12 protein-coding genes are annotated in these 18276 nt (G+C 32.1%); 9 read left to right on the top strand and 3 right to left on the bottom strand.

The window, feature by feature from the left end:
- Positions 1-47: 47 nt before the first annotated feature.
- The 8 genes from EAG11_RS07620 to EAG11_RS07585 all read left to right on the top strand — a co-directional run bounded on the left by EAG11_RS07620 (position 48) and on the right by EAG11_RS07585 (position 14563).
- Positions 48-1028, top strand: coding sequence for a helix-turn-helix transcriptional regulator (locus tag EAG11_RS07620; RefSeq protein ID WP_129538655.1), 981 nt, complete (start codon positions 48-50; stop codon positions 1026-1028).
- Positions 1029-1037: 9 nt separating this feature from the next.
- On the top strand, positions 1038-2036 hold the full coding sequence (locus EAG11_RS07615; RefSeq protein WP_129538654.1) for a helix-turn-helix transcriptional regulator: 999 nt from the start codon (positions 1038-1040) through the stop codon (positions 2034-2036).
- 310 nt (positions 2037-2346) lie between these two features.
- Positions 2347-3282 carry a type IX secretion system membrane protein PorP/SprF gene (locus EAG11_RS07610; RefSeq protein WP_207209627.1) on the top strand — a complete coding sequence of 312 codons (936 nt, stop codon included), beginning with the start codon at positions 2347-2349 and terminating at the stop codon, positions 3280-3282.
- Between the two features lie 21 nt (positions 3283-3303).
- Positions 3304-5538, top strand: coding sequence for an OmpA family protein (locus EAG11_RS07605; protein WP_129538652.1), 2235 nt, complete (start codon positions 3304-3306; stop codon positions 5536-5538).
- Between the two features lie 372 nt (positions 5539-5910).
- Positions 5911-10191: a hypothetical protein gene (locus tag EAG11_RS07600; RefSeq protein ID WP_129538651.1), complete on the top strand. Its 4281-nt coding sequence runs from the start codon at positions 5911-5913 to the stop codon at positions 10189-10191.
- Positions 10192-10280: 89 nt separating this feature from the next.
- Positions 10281-12680: a hypothetical protein gene (locus EAG11_RS07595; protein ID WP_129538650.1), complete on the top strand. Its 2400-nt coding sequence runs from the start codon at positions 10281-10283 to the stop codon at positions 12678-12680.
- A 125-nt stretch (positions 12681-12805) separates the two neighbouring features.
- Positions 12806-14032, top strand: a complete 1227-nt coding sequence (locus tag EAG11_RS07590) for a gliding motility-associated C-terminal domain-containing protein (RefSeq protein ID WP_129538649.1) — start codon at positions 12806-12808, stop codon at positions 14030-14032.
- Positions 14033-14098: 66 nt separating this feature from the next.
- The gene (locus EAG11_RS07585; RefSeq protein ID WP_230728996.1) at positions 14099-14563 is read left to right on the top strand and encodes a hypothetical protein; all 465 of its coding nucleotides are present in this window, start codon (positions 14099-14101) and stop codon (positions 14561-14563) included.
- 291 nt (positions 14564-14854) lie between these two features.
- Here the strand turns inward: EAG11_RS07585 and EAG11_RS07580 are convergent, their stop codons facing one another.
- Positions 14855-15487 carry an NAD(P)H-dependent oxidoreductase gene (locus tag EAG11_RS07580; protein WP_129538648.1) on the bottom strand — a complete coding sequence of 211 codons (633 nt, stop codon included), beginning with the start codon at positions 15485-15487 and terminating at the stop codon, positions 14855-14857.
- Between the two features lie 110 nt (positions 15488-15597).
- Between EAG11_RS07580 and EAG11_RS07575 the strand changes: the two genes are divergently transcribed.
- On the top strand, positions 15598-15951 hold the full coding sequence (locus EAG11_RS07575) for a helix-turn-helix domain-containing protein (RefSeq protein WP_129538647.1): 354 nt from the start codon (positions 15598-15600) through the stop codon (positions 15949-15951).
- Positions 15952-16113: 162 nt separating this feature from the next.
- On the opposite strand, the gene EAG11_RS07570 is transcribed toward EAG11_RS07575, so the two are convergent.
- Positions 16114-16548 carry an META domain-containing protein gene (locus tag EAG11_RS07570; protein WP_129538646.1) on the bottom strand — a complete coding sequence of 145 codons (435 nt, stop codon included), beginning with the start codon at positions 16546-16548 and terminating at the stop codon, positions 16114-16116.
- Between the two features lie 325 nt (positions 16549-16873).
- Entirely contained in the window at positions 16874-18166 is a 1293-nt protein-coding gene (locus EAG11_RS07565; RefSeq protein WP_129538645.1) for a S28 family serine protease, read from the bottom strand.
- Positions 18167-18276: the final 110 nt, after the last annotated feature.

The raw sequence follows: 18276 nt of genomic DNA, 5'->3' as shown, positions 1-18276 counted from the left end.
GAATTTATCAAATCAAGGATTACAAAATTATAAGTTAAACTTTTAGTATGAAAACAATTACTCATAATAATAATGCAGAACACAACTGGATTGATGTATTAGCGAAAGCCATGGGAGGCTCAATAGAAGGGAATTTTATTAAAGGTGATAATGAAACTTACACAGGAACTCATTTATTTTTATCAATAGAAGAAGGAATTACTGCTTTGTTGGTTGATACAACATATAAAGAAGAAGTATTATTAAAATATCACAATGAAAACACCAATTTTATAGGACTGTATTTTTATCTAACTAATTCAGATGTTGAACTTATTTTAGGAGATCAATCAACTTTAATAGGGAAATTAAATTTTAATTTATCTGTTGTAGACTGTACTATAGACATGGATTATATAGTTAGAAACGGCACTCGAGTATTTGTTATTTGCATACTGTTTGATAAAGATGCATTAAAAAAATACTTTTCTAAAATAACTAAGTTAGCTCCAATAGCAAACATTGTGCTTGATGCTGAAAAAAACACAATTATTCGTTTGGATCGAATGTGTCTTGATAGTTTAATTTTAATAAATGATTTTAGAAAAATAACATATGATAATCCTTTATATGAAACCTATTTTAAAGGACTTATATATGGATTAATTGGAAATTATCTGAAGCAATTAGGAAGAAAGAAAATTATAATTGATAAAATAATTAATGAAGATGTAAAGAGGATTATTACCTCAAAGGCAATGATGCAAAAAAACATTGAAGGCCCTTTTCCTGGTGTAGTTTTTTTGGCAGAACAAGTCTCAATGTCACCTTCTAAATACAAAAAACTATTTGCTAAAATATCAGGTGTTAACCCAGGAACTTATTTTTATAATAATAAATTATATCGTGCTAAAGAGCTTTTGGAAACAGGGAAGTTTACAGTAAATGAAGTGGCTCATAAACTAAACTATGCTAATGTTTCTTATTTAGCAAAACGTTTTAATGAGATGTATGGCGTTTTTCCAAAAGAATATCAAAATTTATTTTAAAAAGAATATATGGATGTAACAATACCCGAGTTTAAACATACTACATCTTTAACATCAGAGTGGCAACAAGATTTTGCTGATGGATTGGGATGTACAAGAGTTAATAATAATTTAATGTATTTTCCAGAAAGCGAGGCCAGTGGTTCCAGTTATTTCATGGAGATTTGTTCTGATGTGTCAATACTTATTGTAGATGTAGTATTACACAAACCGATACGTTTAACGCGAATGCCATCTGAGGAAGATTTTTGGATAGTCTATTACGATATGAGCGATAGTTTTAGCAAACATTTTGTAGATAATGTTAAACATAATATAGGGTATAAATCGAAACTTGGCTTTGCTATTATAGATAGTCATCTTAAAAGTACCTATGTTTCTCAGGTAGGAGAAAGATCATTCTCTTTGAGATTATATATTCGTAAATCATTTATAAAAAAATACTTTAAAGATGCATTTTTAGATAAAAATTTCAAAAGAATCTTTGAAGATAAAAAAAGAAAAATGTTTTATTACGGACATATAGATAGCAGAAGTAAAATTCTGCTACATAATTTGAAACAGCTTAATATGAATGTTATGAATTATGAGTTTTTAATAAAAAGTGCGACTTATAAGCTCTTTGGCTATTTTGTAGAAAGACTTAATTCTAATATGCCAAGAGTTGGGTTGTTTTTAGAAAAAGATTTAACAGCTATTATGAAAACACAGAAATATTTATTATCAAATCTATTGGTGCCTTTTCCAGGGATTATAGTACTTGCTGAAATAGCTAATATGTCGATTTCAAAATATAGAAGTTTATATGCTAATGTATTCGGAATGAGTCCAGCAACTTTTTTTAAAAATGAAAAATTGATATTAGCAAAGGAGTTATTAGAAAGTGAAAAATTTCAATTAATTAGTGATATTGCCTATGAATTAGGATATCATAAGACTTCTTATTTTTCACTTGTATTTAAACAGTATCATGGATATTTACCCAATGTAGTATTTAGAGCAAAATAAATATAGTTTTCATTATGTTTTAATAGGTTCTTAATAAGTTGTTTTTTGTTTTACGGTTTGCCCGATTATGTGATGTAGTCGGGTTTTTTTGTTTTTAATTAGGAGCACATAGAAATATAAAGAATGAGGTTATTAAGTTGATAAATGGCAAATTTCAGGAAAAAATAAAAGCTCATTTTATATGTAAACCAGTTGATATATAGTAATTTATATACTATACCTTTTCATGATGATTTTATGAATTTATGTGGTAGTACCAAAAAAGGATGATACTATAATTTTGCCCATATTTTTAATAAATAGTATGAAAATGAAAAGATTAAATTTATTTATAGTAGTTATATTGTGTTGTTACTCTAGTGTGATGTTAGGACAGCAAGATGCTCAGTACACACAGTATATGTATAACACGATTAATATAAATCCTGCTTATGCAGGTTCACGTGGTACACTTAGTGTTTTTGGATTACATAGAACACAATGGGTAGGATTAGATGGTGCACCAGTAACCAACACTTTTTCAGTAAATACTCCTATTAATTCAAATATGGGATTAGGAGTTTCTGTAATTAATGACCGCATAGGACCTTCAACTGATAACAACCTTTCGGTAGATTTCTCATACTCAATTGATACTTCATCATTTTATAAATTGTCCTTTGGGTTAAAAGGAACAGCCAATTTGTTAAATGTTGATTTTAATAAATTAAATATTCAAGATCCTTCAGATCCAAGATTTCAATATAATATCGACAATAAATTTTCCCCTAATATTGGAGCAGGAGTATATTTTCATTCTGATAAATCTTATATCGGATTTTCAGTTCCAAATATGTTAGAAAAAAAATATTTTAATACATCAGCAAATGACGAGTCAGAAAGTTATGTTGTAAAACAACGTATGCACTATTATTTGATGGCAGGTTACGTTTTTGATTTAGATTATAATTTAAAATTCAAACCTTCATTATTGACAAAAGTCGTTCAGGGTGCTCCATTACAAACGGATATTTCTGCAAATTTCTTATTCAATGATAAATTTACTGCTGGAGTTGCATATCGTTTGAGCTCTTCGGTTAGTGGCCTCGTTGGATTCCAGGTTTCAGATTCTTGGTTTATAGGATATTCTTATGATGCCGAAACAACGAAACTGGCAAACTATAATTCAGGATCTCATGAGATCTTTTTAAGATTTGAACTATTAAGTAGATCTAAATCTAGAATGATGTCACCAAGATTTTTCTAAATAAAACTAATTAAATTAATTATGGGAATAAAAATACGCAAAGTACTTGTTTTAGTTTTTTGTTTTAGTAGTGCTATCAGTTTTTCTCAAAAGCTGAACCAAAAGCTAGAAAAAAAATTGGCAATAGCTAATGAAAAATACGATGAATTTGCTTTTGTAAAAGCAGGAAGACTTTATGAGCAATTGATTGAAAGTGGATATGAATCTAAAGAAATATATGCTCGCTTAGGAGATACCTATTTCTTTAATTCTGATTATTCTAATGCCTTAAAATGGTATTCTAAAATGATGGAATGGAGTATTTATACCTCACCAGAGTATTATCACAGATATACTGTAAGTTTTAGAGCGAATGATAATAGGCAAGAATTATCAGTAATGAAAGCTAATTATGATAAGGCTTCAAATGTAGCTGAAGCAAAAAAATGGGATAAAATAGAATATTTAAAGGCTATTGAGCTACAATCAGATAGATATGCTGTGTTGGAAGAGGTAGGGATAAATTCGATATATTCAGATTTTGGAATAGCATTAGTACCGAATGAAGAAGCAATTAAACAAGTTCTTGAAATTGCTAAATTCGAAAAGGAAGAAAAGGCAAGAATTATAAGAGAGAATGCTAAAAAAAGAAGAAAAGATGATAATAGCGTAGTAGTTGAGAGATCGAAAGGTTCAAACAAGAGCAAAGTTGAAAATGAAAAAAAAAATGATTCTATAAAATCTTTAGGCGGTACAATCGGTAATAATAAAATTAATCTTTTTGAGAAACTTCCAAAGTACAAAGAAGTACTATTCGCTAGTGCAAAAGATTCTGGAACTTTCATTAAACGAAAACATAATTGGAACGAAAAGCCATATCTTAAATTATATTCGGCACAAATTGGTGAGGACGGAAAATTACAAAATGAGAAAAAATTACTTGGTGAGATCAATTCAAAATTCCATCAGAGCACACCAATAATAACAAATGATGGTTTAACAATGTATTTTACTAGATTGGTTCCTTATGATAAAATAAAGAACAAAACGGCAATTGCAGGACTGAAGCTTTTTCAGGCGCAAAAAGAGAATAATAAATGGGTTAAGATAAAAGAACTTCCTTACCCAATAAACATGGAGGGAACTTCATCGGGACATCCAGCACTAAGTCCAGATAATAGCGAATTATATTTTGTGTCGAACAGAAACAAAAATAGGTACGATACCGATCTATATGTGGTAAGCAGAAAAGAAGGAGGAGGATTTTCTAATAAAGTTGAATCTTTAGGTGGCGAAATTAATACATATGGACGTGAAACATTTCCTTTTGTAGATAATAGCGGCATATTGTATTTCTCTTCAGATGGGCATCCTGGTTTAGGAGGATTAGATGTTTTTGCCGCTGTAAAAAATAATGAAGGGAAATATACAGTCGTAAATGTGGGAAAACCTATAAACTCATCAAGTGATGATTTTGCTTATGTGATAGATAGAGATTCTAAAAAAGGATTTTTTTCATCTAATAGAATAGGGGGAAAAGGAGATGATGATGTATATCAATTTTTAGAATTGAAACCTGTCTTTTTTCCTTTTAAAGTTAATCCTGTTTTTTCAGGAACAGTAAAAGATAGTATAACGGGGAAGCCATTGCGTGATGTTGAAATAACTATCTATAATAATTTAAATGAGAAAGTTGAAACAGTGACTACAGATGGATTGGGAAAATATTCATTGGATTTATTGCCATTAAAAGATTATAATTTCGAATTTAAAAAAGAAGGGTTTGGAGTAGAGCGAATAGCTGTTGCAGGACATAAAATTTCAGAAAATATAGAAATACCAATTGCTTTGTTTAATGAATTCTCGGTTATGGTTGATGATAAGGTTGTTACTTTGAAAGAAGGGGATGATCTTACAAATAAATTGAAATTAAGTCCGATTTACTTTGATTATGGAGGTTATGCAATTCGTAAATCATCAAAACTAGAATTAGATAAAATAATTGATATACTTAAAAGTCGTCCTAATATTTCGATACAGGTAAAATCGCATACAGATAGCAGAGGTAAAGATGATTACAATTTGCGACTTTCCAAAAACAGAGCTAAAACTACCATGGATTATATTATTCTAGAGGGAGGAATTTCTAAAGATAGAGTTTGGGGTGACGGTTACGGAGAATCACAGCTCATTAATAACTGTAGTAATGGTGTAAAATGTTCAGAGGCAGAACACGAATTAAATAGACGTTCGGAATTTATTATTGTAATAAAATAACAAAAGAGAACGTATCAATTTATAGTTAGGTTGTTTAGTAAAAAAAGGGTTTGACTTTTAATAAAAGTCAAACCCTTTTTTATGTAAAATTATTTGATTATTAATTCTATTTAAGGTGTTTTTTATGATGTAATTAATTGGTTTATAGTTTGTTGTTCTGTTTTTAGGCATTTGTAACTTTTTATGCTGATTTTAAAAGTTTATGTGGCAGTTCCAAAAAAGACCTAGACTATAATTTTGCTAATATTCTAAACAGAGATTGTAAGCTGATAAATATTTGAATGTTAATGAACATGCAAGCTTACAAATTAAGTTTAGGATAGAATAACAAATTATAATTTATAAATGAATAACTCATAATTATTAAATCTTATGAAGAATAAATTACTCCCATTAATTTTTGTTCTAGCTAGTTACTCTGCTTACTCCCAGGTAGGTATAGGTACACCAATGCCCAATGCTTCATCTCAATTAGAAGTTGTAGCTAATGACAAAGGTATGTTGATTCCAAGAATTAAATTAACAAGCACAACAGATAAAAGTACTATTACAAACGGTAATATAAATAGTTTGTTGATTTTTAATACTATGGCTGTTGCAGATGTTAAACCAGGATACTACTATTGGTATGATAGTAAATGGAATAGAATTGTTGTATCGGGTGAAATTAATACTAATACAGGAAATGTTATTTATAATCCAACTAATCAACAATTTACTTACGTTGATGGTACTGGAGTTACTCAAATTATAACTCTTGACGGATTAAAAGGCGAAAAAGGAGATTCATTTAAATATTCAGATTTTACTCAAACAGAACTTGATGGATTAAAAGGAGCAGATGGAAAATCATTCACATTCTCTGATTTCACACAAGAACAACTAGATGGCTTAAAAGGAGCAGATGGAAAATCATTCACATTCTCTGATTTCACTCAAGAACAATTAGATGGCTTAAAAGGTGCAGATGGAAAGTCATTTACATTCTCTGATTTTACCCAAGAACAATTGGACGGCTTAAAAGGAGCAGATGGGAAATCATTCACATTCTCTGATTTTACCCAAGAACAATTGGATGGCTTAAAAGGTGCAGATGGAAAGTCATTTACATTCTCTGATTTTACCCAAGAACAATTGGATGGCTTAAAAGGTGCAGATGGAAAATCATTCACATTCACAGACTTTACGCAAGAGCAATTGGATGGCTTAAAAGGAGCGGATGGAAAGTCATTTACATTCTCTGATTTTACCCAAGAGCAATTGGATGGATTAAAAGGTGCAGATGGAAAAGCATTTACGTTTGCAGACTTTACCCAAGAGCAATTGGATGGATTGAAAGGTGCAGATGGAAAATCATTCACATTCTCTGATTTTACCCAAGAGCAATTGGACGGATTAAAAGGAGCAGATGGAAAAGCGTTTACGTTTGCAGACTTTACCCAAGAGCAATTGGACGGCTTAAAAGGAGCAGATGGAAAAGCGTTTACGTTTGCAGACTTTACCCAAGAACAATTGGACGGCTTAAAAGGAGCAGATGGAAAATCATTTACATTCTCTGATTTTACCCAAGAACAATTGGACGGCTTAAAAGGAGCAGATGGAAAAGCGTTTACGTTTGCAGACTTTACTCAAGAACAATTGGATGGCTTAAAAGGAGCAGATGGAAAAGCGTTTACGTTTGCAGACTTTACTCAAGAGCAATTGGATGGCTTAAAAGGAGCAGATGGAAAGTCATTCACATTCTCTGATTTTACCCAAGAACAATTGGACGGCTTAAAAGGAGCAGATGGAAAATCGTTTACGTTTGCAGACTTTACTCAAGAACAATTGGATGGCTTAAAAGGAGCAGATGGAAAAGCGTTTACGTTTGCAGACTTTACCCAAGAGCAATTGGATGGCTTAAAAGGAGCAGATGGGAAATCATTTTCATTCTCTGATTTTACCCAAGAACAATTGGACGGCTTAAAAGGAGCAGATGGAAAAGCGTTTACGTTTGCAGACTTTACACAAGAGCAATTGGACGGCTTAAAAGGTGCAGATGGAAAATCATTTACATTCTCTGATTTTACCCAAGAGCAATTGGATGGCTTAAAAGGAGCAGATGGAAAATCATTCACATTCTCTGATTTTACCCAAGAGCAATTGGATGGATTAAAAGGAGCAGATGGAAAATCATTCACATTCTCTGATTTCACCCAAGAACAATTGGATGGACTAAAAGGAGCAGATGGAAAGTCATTTTCATTCTCTGATTTCACCCAAGAACAATTGGATGGCTTAAAAGGAGCAGATGGAAAATCATTTACATTCTCTGATTTCACTCAAGAACAACTAGATGGATTGAAAGGTGCAGATGGAAAAGCGTTTACGTTTGCAGACTTTACTCAAGAACAATTGGATGGCTTAAAAGGAGCAGATGGAAAGTCATTTTCATTCTCTGATTTCACCCAAGAACAATTGGATGGATTGAAAGGTGCAGATGGAAAAGCGTTTACGTTTGCAGACTTTACTCAAGAACAATTGGATGGATTAAAAGGAGCGGATGGAAAAGCGTTTACGTTTGCAGACTTTACACAAGAACAACTGGATGGATTAAAAGGAGCAGATGGAAAATCATTTACATTCTCTGATTTCACCCAAGAACAACTGGACGGATTAAAAGGAGCAGATGGAAAGTCATTTACATTCTCTGATTTCACCCAAGAACAATTAGATGGATTAAAAGGAGCAGATGGAAAATCATTCACATTCTCTGATTTTACTCAAGAACAATTAGATGGATTAAAAGGAGCAGATGGAAAATCATTTTCATTCTCTGATTTTACCCAAGAACAACTAGATGGCTTAAAAGGAGCAGATGGAAAGTCATTTTCATTCTCTGATTTCACACAAGAGCAACTGGACGGATTAAAAGGTGCAGATGGAAAAGCGTTTACGTTTGCAGACTTTACCCAAGAACAACTAGATGGCTTAAAAGGTGCAGATGGAAAAGCGTTTACGTTTGCAGACTTTACCCAAGAGCAATTGGATGGATTAAAAGGAGCAGATGGAAAAGCATTTACGTTTGCAGACTTTACCCAAGAACAATTGGATGGCTTAAAAGGAGCAGATGGAAAATCATTCACATTCTCTGATTTTACTCAAGAACAATTAGATGGCTTAAAAGGAGCGGATGGAAAAGCGTTTACGTTTGCAGACTTTACACAAGAGCAATTGGACGGCTTAAAAGGAGCAGATGGAAAAGCGTTTACGTTTGCAGACTTTACCCAAGAACAATTAGATGGATTAAAAGGAGCAGATGGAAAATCATTCACATTCTCTGATTTCACACAAGAGCAACTGGATGGTTTAAAAGGAGCAGATGGAAAAGCGTTTACGTTCTCTGATTTCACCCAAGAACAACTAGATGGATTGAAAGGAGCAGATGGAAAATCATTCACATTCTCTGATTTCACCCAAGAACAATTGGATGGATTGAAAGGTGCAGATGGAAAATCATTTACATTCTCTGATTTCACTCAAGAACAATTGGATGGATTAAAAGGAGCAGATGGAAAGTCATTTACATTCTCTGATTTCACACAAGAACAACTGGACGGGTTGAAAGGTGAAAAAGGAGATAAATTAACTTTTGCTGATTTAACCCAAGCCGATAAAGACACTTTAAAAGGTGAAAAAGGAGTTGATGGAGTAACTACATTATTACCAGTTGTAACAGTAGGAAATACAATTGCAACGTATACAAATGCAGCAGGCAATCCAGAAGCAATTAAAGAAACAATAACGTCCTTGGCTGATGTTGTAACACAAGAAACAGATGTTGATGGACAAATGTTTGACAAACACACATTAACTTATACAGATGAAACAAACACTCCCAATTCAATCGATTTATCAGTTTTAGTTAAAGGAGTAGAGACATTAACTTCATTAGTTTATGATGGAGCAGATCATTCTTTGATTTATAAAGATGAAAAAGGAAATGCTACAGAATTTAAAATGGTGGATTTGGTTGGAGATACTGAAACATTAACAACTCTTGATGTAAATGCTACAACCAGAACCTTAGATTATACTGATGAAAATAAGAAATTAGTACAATTAGATCTTGGAGAAGCTTTAAAAGAACCATGGTTTAGCGCAACAACTAATGTTGGAGCGACATTAAATACAGAGGATATATATACAAAAGGTTGGGTTGGAATTGGATATACAAAACCATCGAATGCTGTAAATGAAAAATTGAGAGTAAATGGTACGATAACGACAGTAAATAGTTTCTATGCTGATTATGTGTTTGAAGATTATTTTCAAGGATTTTCTGAGATTAAAGCTGATTATAAATTTAAACAATTAGGAGAAATAGAGGAATATATTAAAAAGAACAAACACCTTCCAGGGATAACACCAATCACTGAGTTAGAAAAAACTAAAGATGGTTATTCATTTAATATGTCAGAATTGTCAATACAATTATTAGAAAAGACAGAAGAGATTTACCTGCACATTATAGAGCAAAATAAAATAAATGAAACTCAAAGTGAAGAAATTGAAGCAAAGGATAAAATGATTAAAGAATTGAAAGAAGCTTCAGATTTAATGAATCAACGTTTAGAGAAATTAGAAAAAATTATAGAAAAAAAACTTAATTAGAGAAATAGATAAAGTTAGCGAAAAAGTGAATAAGGTATTGAATACCTATACTTTGAGTAGCATAGTTCTAAAAATTTAAATATAAAATCATGAAAATTGAAATATCTAAAATGAGAAAGGTTATTTTATCAATGGTCTTCAGTTTATTAAGTTTCTGTTCTCTTTTTGCTCAGGTAGAAAGTACAAAAATAAAAGACGGAACAGTAAGTGCAGGGGCAGAAAAAGCTTTTCCAGGTGCTTTGTTTGAATTAGAGAGTACCAATAAAGGAATGTTGACCTCGCGATTAACAACTGCGCAACGTGATGGAATATCAGCAGGAAATTTAACCGATGGATTATTGATCTTCAATATAACAACAGGATGTTTTGACTATTGGAGTAAGGCACAAGGTGTATGGTTAAGTATTTGTGGTACACCACCGCCAGCTGTATTTAATGTTTCTACAGTACAATGTGGTCAAATAAAAGCAAATGGAAATTTTAAACAAGGAGAAACTTTAGCATTGTCTAATTATTTAAATATTCCAGTAACAGTTACACAACCTGGTACCTATACGGTTTCGGCAACAACAGCCAATGGATATTATTTTAATACTAGCGGAACTTTTCCTAGTGCAGGTTCATACGTATTGAGTTTACCAGGAGTTGGAACACCAAATAGCGGTTATGACGTAGGAAATGCGGGGGATGCAGTGACAATTTCATTAAACGGGATAGACATTTCGTGTGTACCACATATTTTTGTTGAGAATGCCAGCGTTGATTTTGCAATATCATGTGCAAGTATAAATCCCGAGGGGACTTATTTTATAGGAGTTCCACTTACGGCTTCAAATAAATTATCAGTAAGTGTTAATGTGACTAGTGTTGGTTTTTGGAGTATGAAAACAAATACAGTAAATGGATATTCATTTAGTGCAACTGGAACATTTACGACTACAGGTAATCAAACAATAGAATTATTAGGAACAGGAACACCAGTTGCTTCAGGTATAAATAATTTTAATTTGTCATCTAATGCAACTACAGTTGCAGGAGCTTCATGTAGTGGTATTCCAGTTAAAGTAGCACCAGTAGGGTATACAATAGATTGTAACAGTATAACACAAAATGGGTCATACATGCAAGATGTAAGCTTAATAGCTGCTAATACAATAACATTACCAATTAACGTTACTGCAACTGGAGAAACTACTATTACTACTAGTACTGCAAATGGAATTTCGTTTACTTCAGGACTGATAAATTTATCTACTCTAGGACAACAAAACGTAACACTTATAGGTTCTGGAAAACCAGTTGCTGGAGGAACAACAGATCTTATAGTGTCTGGAACTCCAGGCGTGGTAGGAACATGTACGCTTAAAGTTGTTATCGCTGGACAACCAGTTGCTTATACAACAAATTGCACAGGAATTACAACAAGCGGGACTTATGCCCCAGGTGTAACTATGAACGGTACAAACACAATGACAGTTCCTGTAAATGTAAGTTATGTGGGAGCATACACAATAAATACCAATACAGTAAACGGAATTAGCTTTTCGGCAACAGGAACGTTTGCAACAACAGGAGCACAAAACGTAGTAATGACTGCGACAGGTACTCCAGCGTCAGGAGGTTCATTTACTTATGCAATTACTGCGAATAGTACCAATGGAGGAGCAACTTGTAACAAAAGCATATCGTTTGTTTTCCGTACTATGCAAGTGTTAGGATTAGGATCAGGGATGTATCAGCCAGGAACAGCAGGAACAGCAGAGGCTTCAAGAGCTATATTAGCTTCTTCATCAAATTTTGGACCTACAGGTACAGTACAGGTACAAAGCTTAAAGATTATTAATGGGGCAAATAATGATGGTAATGCGTTAAAGAATCTAATTAATACAAACAATATTGATATAATAGTGATTGGCTATAACTATACACCAAATGCAGCTTCAATTTTAGTCTTGAATGATTTTGTAAAGAATAAAAAAGGAGTAATAATTCACTCTCAAGAAAATGATGCTAGTGGTACTACGAATTTAATTAATACTATTTGTGGCTCATCAGTATCGGTTTCAGGAACAGGAACAACCTACACAAATCCAATATTGAATGTTTCAGATCCGCTTTTAGAAGGGCCATTTGGAAATATAAAAGGATTTGATCTAGGTAGTGATGTGAATAACTCTTATTATGTTACAGGATTACCTACAAATGTAACTGTTTTAGCAACTCAAAGAGGTAATGCGTCTAGAGCATTTACATTTAAGCACAATACGTTAGGGTATGTCTATATAGGTGATTCAGGATGGACAGCAGGTACATCTGGTAATACATCAACAACTACTTGGCCAGCTAAAATAACATCAACTGGACTTGTGCAGTCAAAAGCTTATGATGGAGGAATTACAGTTTATAACAGTATGATGTATGCTAATACAATGGCTTGGGCAATTAAATATGCACAAGAAAACGTTAATCCTACTTATTTGATTCCTTAAATCAATGATAAAAGTAAAAACACCTCATTAATCAATGTAATAATTGAGGTGTTTTTTATAACTCAACGTTTAAATTAAGGATATGATTCGTTGCGTTTTAAAGTAACATTTTAAAAAAAATAAAGATGACCAAAACTTATATAAAAGCAATTCTATCAATACTTTTTATTGGTAAAATGAGTGCACAAACTATAAATATAGGAGAAGTATCGATTTTGTCAGGAACAGAGTTTGCAACGGTAGCAGATTTTGATAATAAATCGACAGGTGATTTTATTAATGATGGACAATTTATAGTTTATTCTAATTATAATAATGATGGATTAGTAACTTTTAGTCCCAAAGTAACTTCTGGATTAACCTATTTTAAGGGTTCGGCCACAGCTCAAATCATCTCAGGTAATGAATTAAGTGAATTTAATAATATAAAGTTTGAAAACAGAATGATTCAGCCAGCTTTTTTGTTGTCAACAGCAATTAGTATCTATGGAATTTCAGATTTTAATAAAGGAATAGTATCCAATAGTAATATAGGAGGAACAGTAGTTTTCGAAGCAAATGCATCTCACAGAAACACAAATAACGATAGTTATATCGATGGATATGTTGAACGTAATGGTAATAATGATTTTCAATTTCCTATCGGAGCAGAAGGTTATTTTAGACCATCAGCAATAAGTCAAACGAATTCAGTCGAGAATTTATTTAAGAGTAAATATGTGTTTGCAAATTCGGATGAATTATATCCTCATGCTAAAAAGGATGATCTGATTACATTAATAGATGCCAATGAATATTGGGAGTTCGAAAGCAATCAATCTACAGTTGATGTAGCATTAACGTTATCTTGGAATAGTAATACAACACCAAGTGAATTAATAAAAATAGATTCAGATCATTCTTTGGCAATTGTTAGATGGGATGATACTGAATCAAAATGGAAGTTTTACTCATCGGCTGTCGATAGCCAAAACGAAACTGTGACTGCAGCAGTTAATAAATCAGGAATTTTTACACTAGGTAAAGTAAAAACACCTAATGTAGATGATGTTGTTGTTTATAATGCTGTATCACCCAATGATGACGGTTATAATGATTACTTCAATATTACAGGATTAGAAAAATTTCCAGACAATACATTAGAGATATATAATCGTTATGGGGTAAAAGTATTTGAGACTTCAAATTATGGAGCCAATGGAAATTGGTTTAGAGGAATATCCGAAGGGAGAGTTACCATAAATAAGGGAGAAGGCTTACCAACAGGAACATATTTTTATATCCTAAAATATCAAGTAACCCATGGAGCTTCTAAAGATAAAGCAGGGTATTTATATATTAACAATGATTAAGTTATAGTATTTTATTATTTTTAAGTATTTTATTTCATATTTTTGGGAAAACTAAACAGCCAAATTATGATTATAGAAATAATAAAAAAGCAAGTAGTTACTCAATCTATATCTTTATTTGTAATTACTTTGCTATTGTTGTTATATAGCTGTAATTCAAAAGACAAACCTATTAAAGAAAAGAAATCTTTTTATCAGGCAGTAAATATCAATAAAGACACGGCACTTTTATCGATAGTGATAAATGATACCCGTTTTTATGGTCAGTATGAGATTAAATATGGGGAAAGCACTAAAGATTCTGGAAGTGTAAAAGGAAATATTAAAGGAGATATATTTACAGGGGAGTATTATTGTAGACCTTACGGAGGGAATTTAAAAAGGGTTCCGATATCTTTATTAAGAAAAGGGAAGAAGCTATTCTTAGGAAACGGAGTTACAACCACCTATCTTGGTTTTCCTTGCTTCGCTCCTGGAGTTCCTATAACTTATACAGATGCTGAATTTATATTTGAAGAGATAAAAAAATAAATATTTTTTTAAGGTTCTTTTTTGAAGGTACAAAGGTTTAAAACTTTGCAAGAGGGCACTAAAAAAGTAGTCATTTATCAAAAGAGGCTGTTTTCGATATCGAAAACAGCCTCTTTTTCTTTGGCGTACTTGATAGGTAGCGGAGAGAATTTCCGTACAGACGATTCTCAGCGCTTCCTTTTTACTTATATAACTAGCTCTTCAACTTTTAAGGACTTTTTCAGTGCCCTCCTTTGCAATTCAGAACCTTTGAACCTTGGTTCCTTAAAAACCTTAGCACCTCAAAATAATTTATTTAATTTCTGTAATAAATTCTTCCTTAGGAGTTCTAACTTTTTTCATGTTAACTAACCAGTCGTTAGCTTCATCTCTGTAACCAAGTGGTAACATTAATACGCTTTTTAAGCCTTGTTCTTTTAATTCTAGAAGTTTGTCCAATTCTGCAGGAATAAAGCCTTCCATTGGCGTAGCGTCTACTTTTTGCTCAGCAGCTGCAACCATTGCAATCCCCATCGAGATATAAGCCTGGTGTGCGGCATGATTTGCATGCGACTCTGTAGAAAGAGGCTCGTAAAGTCCCCAAAGAGTTTTTTTATAATCATCCATTGTATTAGCGGGTAAGCCTCTCTCTGCAAGGGTTTTGTTGAAAACAGCAGTAATTCTTTCAAGAGAATAACCATCCCAAGCGGCAAAAACTAGTAAATGTGAACAATCTGTAATTTGACTTTGGTTCCAACCTATAGTTTTTATTTTTTCTAATAAATCAGGATTACTAATTACAAAAATTTTATAAGGCTGCAATCCAGAAGAAGAAGGAGCAAGTCTGGCAGCTTCCAGTATATAATCCAATTTTTCTTGCGGTACTTTATTCCCGTTCATTTTTTTAGTAGCATAACGCCAATTTAAGATATCTATTAAATTCATCTTTTTAATTATTTTTAATTAGGAGATACAAATCTATGTAAAACCTTGTTACTTTTAGTAACTTTGTAACGAAAAGTAATAGTAACAAATGGGTAACCAGGTAACATAGTATGGAAACAGACAATGAAATTCGATTAAAACAATGCTATAGTACAGTAATGGCCATTCAAGATGTGGTTGATATACTAAATGGTAAATGGAAGATATCTATTATTGCCTGCTTATGCTATAAAAAAATGCGCTATTCAGATTTATTAAAAGAAATCAAAGGCATATCAGGCAAGATGTTAAGTAGAGATCTGAAGGAGTTAGAAGCAAATTTACTTATTACAAGAAGGGTTTTGGGTACTCAACCTATTATGGTTGAATATGAGATTACTGAATATGGCGCAACACTCAAAGATGTTACTAAAGTAATTGCAGATTGGGGTATTAAACATCGACAGCGAATAATTGATAAATAGTACACAGTTTTAGTGATATAGTATTTACTCTCAATATCTAAAAATTGAACATAAAAAATCTCCAATACTGTCATTTCTTTAAATGATACAATATTGGAGACATTTTGTAGATAAAAAAGCTAAGATTTTAAGGGAGTTAAGAATCTTAGTATTTTAATGAAATTATTTGGCTACTTTTTTAAATCTCATCATTGGAATTTCATCCATCATTAAATTAAGTTTTCCATCTTTATCGATAGAATAGCCATTAATTTTTTTAATTGTTTGTAAAAATGTTTGTTCTCCGCCACCTTCACAATACATTAGAGTTGCAGGTCCTTGCTCTCCAAAACTAAGTTTTTTACCTTTTAAAGTATACGGAGCACTATAACCATTGCAACCTGCGTTTCCATAAACCTGACCAGTACTTTCGTCAAACTTAATAAATGGTTTTTTGTCAGGATATAAACCTTCAAACGCAATACGTGGACCAGTAATATATTCTAGTTCCCAAGTTGTATTATAAAGATCAGCAGTTTTTGTTGTGTCTTTCATTGTTGTACAAGAATTAAATGACAGTGTTAAAACAGAAACGAATAGTAATACGTAGTTTTTCATAAGAGATATTTTAGAACATAAATTTAAAGATTTTTAATCGAATTTTGTTAAAAAAATCATGATTATTTTGGATTTGGCTTGTTGATTTTTCTTGTTTTGGTACGAGCACAATCTCAATAAGTTAAAGCAATACTACTCTTTATAAATCATTCCTAAAGAAATTAAAAGATAAATACTTGTGCGCAAACGTGACAAATTAACGTCTGACGAGATAATTTATCACCTGTTTTCAGTCTGATTTAATTAAATATTAATAAACGGGAACAAAAAAGAGAACAACAATTTTGCTGTTCTCTCTTTCCATTTAATATATACTTTTATTGTATTATTGGGCTAACCATTTTTTTAGGGTTTTCATTATTTTTTCCTGATCCTGCTCTGGAAAATTTTTAATTCTTGTAGCGTGACTTCCGCCAGGTAAAACCATTTTTAGCGCATCAAGTTTAGGGTTCGGGGTTGGAGCGCATGCTCCCCAAGTGTCATAACCTCCATAGATATAAAGTATTTTAGAACCTTTATTTTCTACATAGTCTCTAACTTTTTTAATGTATTTCGGATTGTAATTTATCTGAATATCTTTTGGTGCAAATCGAGAATTTGAAGTGCTTTTTACTGACGTTACTAAATCTTTTACAGGTGTAAAATCAAAACCATAATAGCCCAATTCAGCCATATGCTGATAATAAGATGGTAATAAATCATGGAAAGTAGCATCGTTATAAAAACTAATACCAACTATTTTATTCATATAATCAAACAATTCTTTAGAAGTAGCATTTTTACTTGGAATATCTTCACATTTCCCTCCCCATTGCCAGAAAGAAAAAGGAAATTCTAATGCGCTATATTCTAATGCCCCATCCATAGAAACTTCGTTGAAAGTCATTTTTTTCTCTTCACCATAATTTTTTATTTCATTAAGAAGAGCAGTTCTGTTTTGTAGTAATGCACGTTGAAAGTCAATTATTTTCTCGCGGCACTCTGCAGTTCCTACAGTTGCAAGATGTTGTTGTATTCTAGGATCTTCTTGCGTATTAATTAAAGGAGCTACATAAGGAACGGCTACATCAACATCTTTTGGGTATTTCGATTTGTAAATTAAGGTTGTTTCTCCTCCTTTACTAATTCCGGTCGAGATCCACTTACCAGTATATAATTGTTTTAATTTGGTAACTATATTATGATAATCTGCTATAGCCTGATCATTGGTTAGGTATTCCCAAGGAATTGGGTTGGGTCTTGATTTTCCATAAAAACGATATTCTACAATGAGCTGATTAGCATTTAATAAAGAGCTTAATTCATTTTTTGTGTATCGAGCAGCATATCCTTCAGTTTCAATAACCATTGGGCTGTTAAAATCTAAATGTGATAAATAGATATAATGCTTAAAAGTTCCTTTTTTAGGGTTTTTATGATCTAATGGTTCATTAAGAACCAATTGATACGATTCGGTAAATCCTTCCAAATTTTTCATTTTGGTAATCTCAACGCCAGGAAATAATTGAGATAATTTATTTTCTAAATCGGTTTTAGTGATGGTTTCAGTTTGAGCAAAACTCAAACATGAAATGAAGGAAACCACCAGAAGTAATAAAGTGTGTTTTAACTTTTTCATTATTTTAAAATTGATTTTTTTATAAAAATATAGTCTTCAAAACTAATCAATTTATACTATATTAACCTTAAGTTGTCTTATGTTAACTAGTTCTTTGTAAAATTGGATTT

Origin of the sequence: Flavobacterium sp. 140616W15, assembly GCF_003668995.1 — a bacterium.
GTDB lineage: Bacteria > Bacteroidota > Bacteroidia > Flavobacteriales > Flavobacteriaceae > Flavobacterium.
Note: the sequence above shows the minus strand (reverse complement) of the source record. Positions and strands in the feature narration are given on the sequence as shown.

Coding starts and splice junctions, on each gene's coding strand:
- EAG11_RS07620 (WP_129538655.1), top strand. CDS start 48: ATGAAAACAATTACTCATAATAATAATGCAGAACACAACTGGATTGAT.
- EAG11_RS07615 (WP_129538654.1), top strand. CDS start 1,038: ATGGATGTAACAATACCCGAGTTTAAACATACTACATCTTTAACATCA.
- EAG11_RS07610 (WP_207209627.1), top strand. CDS start 2,347: ATGAAAAGATTAAATTTATTTATAGTAGTTATATTGTGTTGTTACTCT.
- EAG11_RS07605 (WP_129538652.1), top strand. CDS start 3,304: ATGGGAATAAAAATACGCAAAGTACTTGTTTTAGTTTTTTGTTTTAGT.
- EAG11_RS07600 (WP_129538651.1), top strand. CDS start 5,911: ATGAAGAATAAATTACTCCCATTAATTTTTGTTCTAGCTAGTTACTCT.
- EAG11_RS07595 (WP_129538650.1), top strand. CDS start 10,281: ATGAAAATTGAAATATCTAAAATGAGAAAGGTTATTTTATCAATGGTC.
- EAG11_RS07590 (WP_129538649.1), top strand. CDS start 12,806: ATGACCAAAACTTATATAAAAGCAATTCTATCAATACTTTTTATTGGT.
- EAG11_RS07585 (WP_230728996.1), top strand. CDS start 14,099: ATGATTATAGAAATAATAAAAAAGCAAGTAGTTACTCAATCTATATCT.
- EAG11_RS07580 (WP_129538648.1), bottom strand. CDS start 15,487: ATGAATTTAATAGATATCTTAAATTGGCGTTATGCTACTAAAAAAATG.
- EAG11_RS07575 (WP_129538647.1), top strand. CDS start 15,598: ATGGAAACAGACAATGAAATTCGATTAAAACAATGCTATAGTACAGTA.
- EAG11_RS07570 (WP_129538646.1), bottom strand. CDS start 16,548: ATGAAAAACTACGTATTACTATTCGTTTCTGTTTTAACACTGTCATTT.
- EAG11_RS07565 (WP_129538645.1), bottom strand. CDS start 18,166: ATGAAAAAGTTAAAACACACTTTATTACTTCTGGTGGTTTCCTTCATT.